Genomic DNA, 15,029 nt, shown 5'->3' with positions numbered 1-15,029 from the left:
TCCTCGCGCCAAGGAGGTGCCCCCGCGATGAGTCTCATGGTGGACCCCAGCCTGAACTGGGTGTTCTACATCATCGCGGGCGACGCCTGGCCGCAGGGCGACGAGGACAAAGCCCGCGAACTGGCCGCCGAGTGGGATCAGGTCGCGCAGGAGATTTCCGCTGCGGGCACTGGTTTCAGCCAGTTGGCGGAGCAGGTAGTGTCCAATGTGGGCGGTGAGGTAGCGACCAACTTCGCCGACTACGCCAACAAACTCAGCACCATGGGCGCCGGTTTCTCCTACCGGGCGCAGCAGCAAGCCGCCGCCCTGCGCGAATACGCGTTGAATGTGGAAAACGCCAAATACGGCATCCTCATCTCCATCGCAGTCACCGCGGCGGATCTGATCTGGGCGATGACGAACCCGTTCACCGCCCCGCTGATCCCGGGAATCTGGGCAGCCGGGCGGACCGCGGTGATGCAGATCGAACGCTCGCTGATGTCGCGCCTGATGAGCCTGCTGTCGAGGGTCGCGCGTGAGGCCGCGCAGGAAGCCGCGGAAGAGGCGGCGGAGGAGATGCTGGCCGAGTTCATCCAGATCGCGCAGGGCAACCGGGACGGCTTCGACTGGAAACAAATCGGCCAGAACGCCGCACTGGGCGCGATCGGCGGCGCGTTCGCCGCGGGCGCGCACAGCGGCCTGGGCAAGTGGGGCCACAACGTCTTCGGCGCGGCCGGCGTCGAAGCGGCGACCGAGGTAGTAGTCGGCCTGGCCGGCGCGGGTCTGTTCGGCGGAGACCTGGACAGCCTGGGCTGGGGTGCCCTGAACGGCGGCCTCAGCGGTGCCGCTACGCACGGCGCCCATCACGCAGGCCAAAACCTGCACGACAAACTCACCGGCGGCGGTGGCGGCGGTGAGGGGAAGGGCCCGAACGACCCCGGCGGGGAGAACGGGACCGGGAACATCAAGGTGGACCCGGTCAACGGCCCTAACGGCCTTGGCGGTTCCGGCGATCCGAGGGGTCTCGGCCCTGGCGATTCGGGCGGCTCCGGTCCTGGTGGCTCTGGCCCTGGCGGCTCCAACGGCTCTGGCCCCCATGGCTCCGGCGGCACCGGCCCTGGCGGCGCTGGCCCTGGCGGCTCCAACAGCTCCGGTTCCCATGGCTCCGATGGCACCGGCCCTGGTGGCACCGGCTCCGGCGGCACCGGCCTGGGCGGCACCAACAGCTCCGATCCACACGGCTCCGGCGGCTCCGGTTCCCGTGGCTCTGGCCCTGGTGACGCCAACGCCCCCGGCAATTCCGGCCCGGGCGGCGCTAATAGTTCCAGCAACTCCGGCAACAACGCCCCGCACAGCGACGGCCAGAACAACTCCACCTCCCCAGACACCAACTCCGCCAGCAACTCGCCTGGCAGCCAGAACTCCCCCAACGGCTCGACGACCGGCGGTGCCTCGAACTCCGCGCCCGGCACGCCCAACCCCACACCCGACGCACACTCGACGAACGGCAACCCGTCGACCGGAGACCCCGCCACCAACTCAAGCTCAGCGAACGCCTCCCACACCCCAACCTCACCCGGTGCCAACTCCCCTTCAACGGGCGACCCCAACTCCGCGAACAACGCCCCCCACTCCGACCCCACCACCAGCAACGCTCCCGCGAACGGCTCGGCCAGCAATCCCGCGCCGCAGTCACCCGGCAGCAACCCCGCTGGTTCGTCCGGCAGCACGAACGACAACACCCCCGCCACTGGCTCGACCCCTCCCAGCAGCGGCCCCAGCACCGGAAACCAGGGCGGGAGCAACACCACCAGCCCCACCCCCGACCAGAACCCCGGCACGAATGGCGGCCACAACACTGGCCCTGGCACGAGCGCTGGAAACCCGAGCACCAGTCCCGACGCAAATGCCGGAAACCCCAGCACCAGTTCCAACACAGGCGCCGGGAACCCCAACACCAATCCCGACGCAAATGCCGGAAACCCCAGCACCGGTCCCAACGCAGGCACCGGGAACCCGAGCATCAATCCAGGCACGAACTCCGCCCCGAATCCGGGCGCGAACACCGGTCCCGGCACCAACCCGTCGCCCAGCACGATCACCAACCCAGGCACCAGCACCAGCCCGTCCCCCGGCACCAACCCCGGAGCCAGCACCAACCCACCCTCCGGGGCAAACACCAACCCCAGCACTAGTCCGAACCCCGGGGCAAACACCAATCCCAGTGGCAGCACAAGCCCGTCAACCAGCACAAACACCAGCCCAGGCTCCACTCCCGCCAATCAAGGCACGAACGGTGCCGACCACCACGCCGCGCCGCCCCCGTCCACGCCGGACTCGGTCAAAACCGGGACCCCCACCCCGCCACCGTCCACACCCACCCCCGCCGGGCCGCGAGACTCGACCCCTTCGACCCCGGATTCACCGGCCAACCCCGCCACCAGCCCATCACCGAGCGGCCACCCTGTCTCGCCGCCCGCGACCGGCGCCACCCACACGCCCACCCCGCACCACGACACCGGCCTCCCCGGCTTCGGCGGCCAGAACGCGTCCCCGCACTCCGTCACCGACACCAGCCAGGCGAACGGCTCTTCGAACCCGACGCCCCGCCCCGGTCCGGACACCGCCCCCGACCCGTCCGGCCACACCGGCCCGGTTCCCTCGACCAACGCTTCTTCAAGCTCGTCGCCCGGCCCGAACGTCACCGCCTCCCCGGCCCCGTCCGCTCAGCATGGCCCCGAGACGAACTCGTCACCTGACTCCGTCCGCACCCCGAACACCAGCCCGAGTTCCACCAGCACCAACCCGGACCCGGCGACCGCCCAGCAGACCAAGCCGGTGCCTCCGCCGACGTCAACCAGCGTCAAGGGCATCGACTCCACCCCAAGCCCCTCCCCGAAAACCACCGTCGACGGCTCGAACCCCGCAACCGAACCGAGCCCCGTCCGGACCTCGGTCACCGGCCCGACGACCGGCAACCTCAACCCGGCAACCAACCCGGGCTCCAGCACCGATCCGAACCCAGCCGCGAAACCCGTCTCGAGCCCTGCCCCCGGCCCGGAGCCGACGACCAAGCCGAGCCCCACCCCGGACCCGAGCCCCACCGCCGACCCGAGCGCCCACAGCAATCCGGCCACCAACCCCAGCCCAAGCCCGGCCCCCCGCCCGGATCTGGCAGCGAAGCCCAGCCCCGCCGCGGATCTGAATCTCACCCCGTCTCCCAACCCGAACGTCACTCCCAACCCGGGCACCGATTCGCATCCCGCCACTAACTCCGACCCATCTCCGGCGACCAAGCCCAGCCCCGCCACAAACCCGAACAACGCTGGCAACCTGGGCACCCGCACCAATCCCCATCCGGCCACCAACCCGAGCCCGACTACACACCCGGACCCGGCCGCCAACCCGAGCCCGGCTACCCGGCCGGACCCGGCCAGCAATCCGAACCTGGCACCGTCTCCGGGCCCGAACCTGACCACCAACCCGGATCCGAAGACAGGCACTAACCCCGCTGCCGAACCCAGCTCGAGGCCGAACGCTCCCGGCAGTCCAAGCCCTGACCGCTCCGCCAATCCCACCGGTGACCCGGTCACCGATTCCAGCCCGAACCCGCCTGCGAAGCCAGCTTCCGAACCGAAGCCGTCCGCCAACCCGGTGCCGGCCGTGAATCCGCGCGCAGCCACATCACCGAAACCCGGCTCGGATTCCACCAGCTCTGCGAAGCCCCAGCCGACTCCGGACGACGCCAACAACAACCAACCGCCGAACCCGGCGAAGCCGATCGGCACGAAGCCCACTCCGGCCCCGCGCTCCCGCGACAACACCACGCCGCGCCGGGACCTTCACACTCCAGTCGCAGCGCCCAAAAAGCCCGCGACAACACCCCAAAGCAGCAACCTCCACACCCCAGTCGCAGCACCGAAAAAGCCGACCCCCGCCGCCGGCCCGGGGCCGAATGTCGGCAAGCAGCCGCCTATCACCGGCGGGAAGGGCGACTTCGCTCAGCACCTCAAGAACTTCAAGTTCACCGTCGTGCACGAAACCGGCATCATCGGCAACCTCGGCACCCGCAACGAGAACAACCAGGACAGCATCGGCGTCGTAGCCACCGTCGCCGCGACTCCGGACGACAATCTCCAGGCCATCGCGGAAAAGTACGCAGGCGGGTTCACCGGGAACTCCGCCGACGGACGGTTCGGCCTGGTCATCGGGATCAACGGCACACCAGGCTCGGAACAAGCGATCAACCAGAAAATCCAGCAATTCCAGAATACCTGGGACAACCGCTTCCCGGTAGCGATTATCGGGTTCACCTGGAAACACCCGAGCAACCCGAACATCGACCAGAAGACCATCCCGTACGGCGGCATCCGCGAAACGATGGTCCGGAATCCGGTCACCGAGCAGCTCGTCGGGCAAATCCGCGAAGCGGGCGGGACCAACGAGGTCTACCTGCACACCGGCGACGCCGACGTCCACTCCCTCAACACCCGCACCGGGCCGCTGTTCGACGCGGTCAATACCGTGGTCCAGCAGAATCCCGAAGGGCCGCCGGAGGTGATCAGCGGCGGGTACAACGTCCGGCCCGAGGACGGGGATCTCGCGAATCGCGCGGCGCAACTGGATCTCGACGTGCGACAGGCGCTCGCCGGGGTGGACTCTCGGGCGGTTTACTTCCCGGAGCCGAACACTTTTGTCCGGATGGAGGGCAACAAGCTCGAGAACGACGCGACCTTCGGCACCAAAAACCCGAACACGGGGAATTTCGATTACGGTGCCAAGGAAGGCCAGGGCCTAATCGATTCAGTGCTGTCGCAACGCAATCCGAGCTGGCAATACAGCGACCATCCGACGGCGATCGCGAAGTTCTCGTCCGATCTTGCCATTCAGACCAACGGCACCCGGATCGCGAGCAAGGTCGGCACCGATCCGAACGGGATCACCGCACTGACTCAAAGCCACGCCAACGAAACGACGTGGTCCGATCTGCTTGGCCATTATCTCGGCAACCACACGACGCTCGACCCCAATCTGGCGAAGATCGCCGCGAAAGCCGCGTTCCACGGGATCACTCCGAGCGGGCCGAATCCGAACCGGCCGGAGGTGTTTTCCGAGGTTGTCGCGAATTTGCCCAAGAACGAGCGCACGTCGCTGGTCAAGGGCATGAAGGAGAACGTCGAGGACGGCAAGAAGCTCGCCGATCTGACGCTCGCCACCCGGCAGGCGCTGGTCGACAATCTCAGCGGAAATCGTCCGGCGACCACGCAAACTCCTGCTGCTGCGCCCAAAAACAACGGGCAGGCAAAGGAAACACCGAAGCCGAACCCGAAGACGCTGCCGGGTCCGAAAGACTGGAACGGTCGTCGCGACACCGCGCCGGTTACGCGGTTTTCCTCGGAGCGGTTCGATCCGATCAAGAAGATCGCCGGGCAATTCACCGGAAACCGCGACGGGCTCAAGGGCGGGCAGCTCGCCGGGGCGATGGCGCACATCCGGTTCGACGTGCGGCGGTTCGAGATCGCGCCGGGCCAGTGGGTGCGCGAGCACACCATTCCGATCGACCTGACCTCGCATTCCGGGTCGGTCACGCCGCAGCAGCGAGAGCAATTCGTCCAGGACCTGCGGCAGCATCTCGAAGACTGGGTCAACCAGTCGTCCCGGCTGCCCGGCGGCGACCAGCTGCATCTCCGGCTCGACGTCCGCGTCACCGACGACATCCACCCGGACGACACCGGCTGGCAGGCCGACCCCAGCCGCCGGGTCCCGGTCAACGTGCACGATTCCACTGTGGACCCCGACACCCCGGACACGAACCAGCTCAACTGGGACGTCCACGACTCGCCCTTCGGCGTCACGCACGAGCTGATGCACTTCATCGGTCTCGGCGACGGCTACAAGAACGACGAAATTCTCTTCAACCGCCAGGACCAGCCTGGCGTGATGGGGCCGGACGCGTGGCACGATTCGCGGCTCAACCCGGGCAACCTCGCGCAGATCGAGCAGGTCTCGAACACCGCGAACATCCGCGACCACCACCTCGGCGACGCCCCCGCGCCGAACCCGACGCCGCACCAGGACGACCACCGCTCGGAGCCGGATCCGGACGGCAGGCCGAACCTGCACACCCCTATCAAGGCCCCGCAACCCGACAGCCAAACACCGAACCAGGACCACGCTCAGCCCGGGCCAGACCACAACGCCCCCACGAACACAGCGGAGCAAAACCAGAACCAGCAGGACGCCGTACTCGTAGCGGACGAGCAATCCGAGGAGGAGCCCGACACCCGTCCCCTCGCCGACCGGCTGCCCGAGTTCGTCCGCGACGGCAAAGCGCTCGGTTCCGTGGTCCCGGTCGACGTTCGCGGCGCCAAGGACGTCGGCACGAGCATCGAAAACCTGATCCAGCGCCTCAATCCGAAGCAGCAGAACCCGCCGCAAATACACGGCATCGACGCGATCACCGATTCCCTGTCCGGCCCTGAGTTCGAGTCCTTTATGGGCGACGGCCGCAAGCAAATGGTGCGCGCCGGCGAGAAATGGTACGAGGTGCACGTCACCGCGGAGCCGGACTTCAGCTCCGTCAACGCCGACCAGATCACGAAACTCCCGCAACCGACCATCGGCGACGTCAAGAACGAGGTCAAGACCACCCACGCAAGCCCGAACACCGACACCACCGCGAAGGTCGTCGGCTCCTCGTACTTCGCGCTGTTCCCGGCCGGACCGTACGCGTCCGTCGGCGGCACCGCGCAGCTCGCCAGCCCGTCCGCGGAGCACACCGGCACCACGACCGGGACCGACCAGCGGGTGATCCGCACGGCGGGCGACATGCAGCGGGCCGACGCTCCGGTCACCTATCGCATCACGGTGCGCAACGAAACCGGCGGCCTCGTAGGATCCACAGTGGACGGACAAGTTGGACTCGTCCTCTCCACTGACCTGTCCAACCTGAAGCAGGAACCGACGGTCGGGCCCGCGGAGCCGAAGCCGGACTGGGCCAAGAAGATCGAATTCCTTTCGCCGGAAGCGGTCGACTTCGACGAGAACGCGCTCTTCGATCAGGTGAGCAAGAACCTGCATCCGTCGGTGACCAAATTCGGCGCGCCGGGCCGTACCTCGTTGCGGGAATTCCTCAGCCGCGGCGGGGTGCGCAGCATGCTCGGCACCGCGATGCAGGGCAGTCCGGTGGTGTCGAACGACCTGCTCAGCCCGCACGGCGCCCACCGTGACGCGGTACAGCTGGCGGCGCGGCCGACGAAGGTCGAATACCTCGGCACAATCCCTGGCGACAGCGAACTGCGCTTCAACGATTCCTCGGTAAACGGCGGAAGCACCACCGTCTCGTCGAAATACGGCGGCGAGGTCAATGCGATCTTCGGCGGCGGTTCCTATGTACCCGGGACGGTCGGCGGCGTCGGCGGGGTCAGCGGCAGCTACTCCCGGAAGGTCAACCAACAGTCCACAAGCGGCACCAGCTACACCAACAAGTCCACAGTGAACGCGAAGGGCGACATCGGCCTGTACAAGGTCACCGTCGACCTCGAGGTCACCACCTCAACCGGGGAAACGACCACGATCCAAGCCACTTCGTACACGCGAATGGGCTTGCCCGAGGCGAAAGCCCAGGGGCTTCCGGTGCCGAAGAACACCTCGCCGAAGTTCAAGGACGTCGGCGCGCGCTACGAACCGCCCTATCTCGCGGCGGCCATGGCGGCGGGCACGGCGCGGCCCGGATCGTTCGAACCGGCGACCCGCGTCCAGCCGCAGATCGAAAACGCGCTGCGGAACCTGCCGGGTGCGGACAAGTTCCTGCCCCGCTGGGACAAATTCCAGGGCGACAACCAAGGCTCCAGCCGGGACATCTCCGAGCGGTTCGCGAACCTGCGGAAGATCGCCTCCACGTTCTCGGTCGCCTCGCTGCGGGGCAAAATGGACAGTCTGTTCACGCAAGGCGTTTCAGCGCAGTTGAAGCGGCGCGGGCTGTTCACCGACGAGTACATCAACGTCACGGTGAAGGCGAAGCCGGGACCTGGCCGTCACCTCGGTCAGGCGGACGGCCGCTCGGTCAAGAACAGCAACGAAACCAGCCCCTCGCTGACCAGCGCGACCACCACCGAACGAGGCTGGTCAGTCGGTCTCGAAGGCCGCGTGATCATTCCGGGCGCCAGTGCCGGCGCGAACCTCGGCATCAGCCCGACCGTCAGCCCGCTGCAGTACTCGGACAACCGGACCTGGAAGAACTCCGGCGGCCCGACGGTGACCACGACGACCGGAAAGGGCGGCAGCCCGGATTCGCAGGTCTTCGAGCACGACGTCGAGTTCGAGGTTGAGATCACCAGCTACACCCGCCACCGGCCGTGGGTGCGGCGGCTGACGCCCGGCTCGCCGTTCCGGGTCACGCCGAAGGTGTCCACAGTGGCCAAAACCGGCGATCCCGGCCTGCCGAAGATCGGCGGCAAAGTCGACTTGTGGATCAACGACGGGGCCGCGCTCGCCAAGGACCCGGCCGAATTCACACCGGGCAAGCCGGGCGTCGTCTCGATGTCGCCGAACGAAACCCCGAGCATCGACGACCTGCTGACCCAGCAGCAGAACCAGACGCCGCCGAAGTTCCTGCACGTGGAAGCGTTTGCGAACACCGAGGCACTGCGGGACGAGGCGCTGCGCCAGCTCCAGCGCGCGGCCGGCGGCGACGCGGTGCTCGGCCTGCCGGGCAGCGAGGCGCGCGCCCGCGTGGACCGGATGTTCTCCCCGGAAAACTTCCGCGGCCTCACGCCGAAGCTGCTCAAACAGGGCGGTACCGCGAACGGATTCCGCTACGACCGCCGCGTCGCGGACCGAGTCGGCGGCCTCGGCGTGGGCGTCTCGCTGAGCAATCCGAAGCTCGTCGCGGTTTCGGAAACCGGCGGCGGCGACCGGACGTTTTCCGGCGGCTCGAAAGCCAGTTACGAAGGCACGCACAAGCAATCCATCGAAGCCAACGTGCAGCTAGGCCTCACCATCCGGCCGCCGGGCAGCGACACCCACGGGCAGGGCCAGTTCTTCGGCACCGCGAAATGGAGCCCGTGGCAGCGCAGCTCCGGTTCGTCCCAGGAGATCACCGCGAGCGTCGACCACACCAACCGGTCCTCTTCGGACAGTCGCACCGTGCTGGTGCAGTACGATTCGAACGTCCGGCTGATCGCGGAAAGCCGCCAGGAAGGCCTGGTCAACGGATCGATTTCGCGCGCGGGCGCGGACGTTCATCTGCCGGGTTCGGTCTTCGTGGCGATGACCGAGGACGAGGCACGTGCGGAAGGATTGCTTCCGCCGGTCGAACCGCGCACCCCGGCGCCCGGAAAACTTTCGGCTCCGCCGCTGGTAGGCGGCAAGTCCAGTTCGCTCGGCTCGGCGGTGCTGGAAGACGCGCCCAACCTGACGAAGCTGGTGCAGGACGCCCGGCAGCAGCTCGGCAAGCTCGGCGACAGGCTGCTGCCGAAATCGGTGCTAAACGATTCGATGAACAACCTCCAGCGCACGCTCGACACTGCCTCCCCGGAAGCGGTCACGTCCCTTGTGGACAGTGCACTCGACGGCGGCGTGTCCTTGCTGGCACAAGACGCAGGCGTGCTCTGGACCGACAATTACCAGTTGCAGCTCAAGGCGAAGATCCTCGACACGCAGTTCCTGGGCGTGAAGCATGACGGCAGCGAGGTCGACCACGTCGTCAACTCGACCCAGACGGACAAAAAGAATTCCGGCCACGGCTCGTCCTATGGTGGGCAAGTACGAGGCGCGGGCCGCGGGCTGTTCCAGGACAGCCAGCCCAAGGTCAGCGGCTACGACGGCGCGTACCTCGGCGCTACCGGGACCCGCGCGAAGACCGACCAGACCGTCGAGGCCAAGACCACGACCACCGCGTTGACGTCGTCCTCGAGCGGACCGTCGGCGCGGTATCAGCACCAGGTCCAGTTCGAGCTCGTTGTCGCCCGGGACGGGCGCACCTACCCGGTCGCTTCGCAGGAGGCGACCGTGACGTCGCGGTCGTCCGCGGACGACCACCGGATCTCCGGCGACGAGCAGTACCACACCAAACTGTACGGATCGCGGACGACCGAACTCAGCGCCGCGGAGTCCACTCCGGACCGTCTCGAAGCGTGGCAGCAGGAAGGTTTCGGTGCCCTGCCGAAGTCTTCGACCGTGGAAGGGATCCGCGGCGCCGCGGACGTGCGGGCCGGCGCCATCCGCGCATTGCGGCTAGCCGGCGCGGGCAACGGCCTCACCAGACCCGGCACCGGCGCGCACAACACGCTCTCGTCTTCAATCACCAACGAAACGCTGCAAGCGCATCTGCCGAACATGGTCGGCAAACCGTTCGCGACCCCGGATCTGCATTCCTCCGCGGTGACCGGCAGCAGCCACGCCTCGGTGAAGGTCTACACCCGCGTGGTGAAACCGGATCTGACCGGACTGAGTGATTCGGTGAAATTGGAGCGTTCGGACCAATCCGGATCCACGTTCACCGGCGAGGCCAAGGAAACGGTCACCGGCGAACAGCAGGGCAATATCGGCACCGGCGGCATCACCGACCCCGGCCGGAACACGCATGCCTGGGGCGGGCTCGACGTGCGCGGCCCGGTCGGGCAGAGCGATCCGACGTCCAGCACCGCCGCGGCGCAGCGGTCCGTCGTCGGCAAGGACAAGGGCCGGACCGGGCTGGTCGGGTTCGACGTCGAGTACCGGATCGTCGCGACGGTCGACGGCAAGACCGCGGCGGTCGAGGTGCGGGTGCCGCAGTCGTCGCGGACGCGGATGAGCGAAACGGACCTGGAACAGTCGCTCGGCCAGCCCTTGCCGGAGACGCTCACCTCGGCGCAGGACGCGGTGAAGAAGGCCGCCGAGGATTGGCGCACGGCGGAAGAGGAACTCGAAAAGGCACAGCGCGACTACGACGATGCGTGGCTGTCCGAAAACGACAACGTCCGCACTACGACCGACGGCGCACGCGGGCTGCACCTCCCGGCCGACGGCAATCCCGTGCAGCAAATGCGGCAAGCCGTACAGACGGCGCAGAACGAAGCTCGCGACGTGGGCCAAGCCTTGCGCGCAGGCAATGACGAGATCACCCGGCTCAACGAACTCGACGAGCAGCTTCTGTCGCTGGCTCTCGGCGAGGAACCGGGTTCTGTCGAGCAAAGCGATCTGGTCGCGAGGGCCTGGGACGCGCAACGGCAGGTCCAGCAGATCCGGAACGAGCAGGCGAACCTGGTCCAGCAGCGGCAGGCCGCGCAGGATCGCGCCGCGGAAATCCTGGCTGTGCTGGACGAGTACCGCAACAATCACACCGACCACACCGCGCGGCAGGACGATGCGGCCAACCGGATCCAGGAAGCCCGCGACAAAGCCGACGAGGCGCTGCGGAAATGGTGGCAGGCTAAGTCCGAAGTGGACAGCCAGCTCAACGCGCACACCTGGCCGCGTCCGGCGGAGAACACTGTCGAAGAACATCGCGAAGGCACTGTCGAAGCGAACGACACAGTGTCCGGTTGGGACACTGACACCGACCGGCCGTACAGCTTCGACCCGCACGACATTCAGGTCCGCCAGATCACCGACGCCTCCGGCCGGGTTCGTGCTGTCTCGTTCCTTCCGGCGAACGAGCACACCGAAAGCGTCGAACGAGACTGGGTAGCCAGCAATTCCGGTACGGTCAGCACCCTTCCGGAGGGCGCGACGCCGGAGAAGTTCGATCCGCTTCTGAAGCAGGCCAACGCCAACGGGGCCACGCCGGAACTGTCCGGCCGCCGGTTCGGCGAGTGGGCCGACCACACCGCGGCACCGTGGGACGACGACTCCCTCTTCGTTTTCGCCCACGGACGCGAACAGTCGGTCAAGGTGACTTTGCTGGGCGGCAAGACTGTGCGAGTCGACGGCGATACGTTCGCCCGGATCGTCGCGCAGGCCGCGCCGCTGGCGCAGTCCCATTCGGTCACGCTCATCGCGTGCAGCACCGGCCAGACCGACGGACCAGGCGGCCTGGCCCACGACTTCCAGCGAGCACTCAGCGAACTCGGCGGTCCGTCCACAGTGCACGCGCCGACCAAGCCTGCGTTGTTCGGCCGGGATTCGGCGACACTCGGCAAGGCCATCGGCGCGAAGGACAGCTTCACCGCAGTCACCGACGGCGGGCATTTCCACACCTTCGGCGACCCTTCAGTGCAGTCCACAACAGACAGCGCGCCGCCCGTCGAGGAAACCCGCTATTCCTCGCCCGAGGACCTCGTGGCAGACCTTCGGCAGACCGCGGTCAACGGTCCGGCGCCAGCGCCGTTGCTGGGACCAGACCTGTTCGGCCTGTACCGCGCCCCGGAACCGCCGGAATTCCTGCGCGGACACGACTTCCGGACCCTCACCGCCGGACAGGGCATCAGCTTCCTGGACCTGCTGGACCTCGCCAAGGGCTACCAGCTGAGCAGCGAACACTTCGATCCCGCCAACCTGGACGACAATCGCGACTGGACCCTCGAGAAGGAACGACCCGACGAGAAACTGTCCACATGGGCGCCCGGCAACGTCGAACCGCTCGCCAAGACGACGTCCACCCCCTTGCTGATGCACTCGATCTGGCTGGGCGGACCGCTCAAGGACACCGGCACGATGCACGCCTTCCGCCGCAACTTCGGCGACGCGGCGGACCGGCTCGGCGACGGCATCGTCCCCGTACTGTGGACGGACGTCCCGCGCTGGCAAACCGAACTGGCTCTGACCACCACCGCCCCGGAAGAGGGCCCGGATCCGCTGCACGACGTCCGGGACCTGCTGCGCTGGGCCGGCGAGCACCGCGTCCAACTGGTCAATGTGGACGAAGTGTTCACCAGCGAGCATCCCATGCGGACACAGGAGTTCTATCTGTCCGAAGTGGCCAAACAGACCGGCCCAGGGTTCGCGGCGGCGAGCGACATCCTGCGGCTGGAGCTGATGCACCGGTTCGGCGGTCTCTACACCGACGGCGACAATGTCGTGCACGGCCTGGACGACGTCGTCCGCGCCGCCGAGTCCGACGCCGGCTACGCGGTGCACCGGGTCGGCGGGAACATCGCGAACTCGGCGTTCACCATGTCGAAAGGACACCCGTTCGCCTCGTCCTATTTGGACCAGCTGCGGGACAACTACGGGCAGACGCAGGCGAATCTGATGCCGCGCGAGGTGGACTCGCTCGGCCAGGGCTTCTTCGCCACGCCGATGGGCCGGGTGCACCGGCAGTCGGTGATGTACCGTTCCGGCCCGGTCGCGATGACCGAAACGGCCCGGCGGATCGGCCTGAGCTCCGCGCTCGAACTCCCGGGCATGACGGAGATCCGGATGAACAGCGACCACAGCTGGCTCCTGCCGCCGCAGGGCGATCCGGCCCCGCTGGCGGACCGGTTCGAGACGCTGGAGCTGACCCAGCGCGTGATCCAAACGCTGGTGCGCGGCCTGCACAACCGGGACGGCGACCTGCATCTGACCGCGGTCGAACCCGCGGTGCGCCGGCACGCCGACCCGGATCTGGTGTGGCACGCGGCGTTGTCCTATATCGCGGCGAACCCGGAGCTGTCCGCCCTCGTTCGCACCGTGACCGACCGCAGCAGTTACACCGGCAAGGTGCACGACGTTCCGCTCCCGCCCGATGCCCGCGCGCTGCTGACCATCGACGACAGCCGCGTGCACTACCACCTCGGCGAGGTCCAGCGCGGCGCGACGATGCAAGCCGCCGACGCCGTCCTGGTGGCAGATACGCCGCTGGATAACCTGATCTCCCGCCTGCGTTCGACGGACGGCCCAGTCCCGCCGGTCGAGGTCACGGGAACCGGACCGGACGGCCGAGCGCTCGCTACTGCCGCAGCGCGCGAATTGGCCGGGAAGCTCGCCGACGCCTTGGGTTCCGACGTGCTGGACCGCGTCCCGGTGAAGATCCGAGTGTCCGAGGGGGACGGTCAAGTCAGGATCGCTTTCGGCCCGGGTATGTCGACTGGCACGCCAACGCCGAGGGTTTTCCGCGGCCTGGACGACTCCCCCGCACCCGCGACACCTCGGCCATGGACACCTGACGGCCGTACCGTGGGGGTCCACTACGGACCGTCCGATGTGTCCGTCCCTAATGGATCGTCCTTCTTGACCACTGACGCAACAGCGATCCGAAACTTCACCGAACAACTGCGTATCGACGGCACAGACCGTCCAGCCGACGCCGTCCGGCTGCCAGCGGCCGAACACCCGACTGCGGATTACTTGCTCAGCGACACCCCCGACGCGGATCTGATGCTCGAAGAACTGGTACGCACCGCCACGCACCGCTGGTGGTTCCGTCCGACGCCACCGACCGGGCCGATCCCGCTGAGCGACCGGGACGGCACCGCCAAGCTGCTCGGCTGGGTCCTCGCGGAACTCGGCCGCGGCGAATCGGCGGCCGCCCTCGCCGAGGACGTCGCGCGGCACGAACGACCGGACCTGATCTGGACCGCCGCCCGCGAACTCGCCGCGCTGTCCCCGCGACACACCGACCTGGCCGAGCAGCACGCCGTCCTCCATCTGCACGGCGTGACCGACACCTTGCTGGGCAAGCCGGACGCCGCCGGAGTGCTCTCCGACCTCGCCCAAGCGACCCGAGACGGCGCGGACGTCACCCGAATCGCCGAGGCGGTCGAGGTCCTGGAACGGCACGGCACCCTGGACGCCGTCCTGAGCGCCCCCGGCGGCCGGACCTTGCTGCTCGAAGAACTCACCCGGCTCGCCGACCGCCCGAACCCCGACGGTTACGCCCGCGACCTGGCCGCCGTCATCCGGAAACTGGCCGCGAAGGATCTGTCCGCGGCCGCCTTCCGCACTGCGCTGCGGAATGCCCTCGACGGCCCGAGGACGCGACCGAGGCCGCACCGGCTGAGCGTCGTCGGGCTGGGCTGGCTGGACCGTTGGCACACGGCCGCGGCCATTCGCCGGTACCAGGCGGAGGAACGCGCGGCGTCCGCTCGCCAGGCCGCTGAACTGGCCGAACTGGCGGAAGGAAGTCCCAGCCATGAGTGAAGCCCGCC

Annotated in this window: 1 protein-coding gene; it reads left to right on the top strand. The window is 67.9% G+C overall.

All coding sequences use genetic code 11. From position 1 onward, the window contains the following. Window positions 1-27: 27 nt before the first annotated feature. The gene (locus WA670_RS40780; RefSeq protein WP_336161465.1) at window positions 28-15,021 is read left to right on the top strand and encodes a WXG100-like domain-containing protein; all 14,994 of its coding nucleotides are present in this window, start codon (window positions 28-30) and stop codon (window positions 15,019-15,021) included. Window positions 15,022-15,029 lie beyond the last annotated feature (8 nt).

Origin of the sequence: Amycolatopsis sp. VC5-11 (assembly GCF_037034185.1) — a bacterium.
GTDB classification, from domain to species: Bacteria; Actinomycetota; Actinomycetes; order Mycobacteriales; family Pseudonocardiaceae; genus Amycolatopsis; species Amycolatopsis nivea.
Note: the sequence above shows the minus strand (reverse complement) of the source record. Positions and strands in the feature narration are given on the sequence as shown.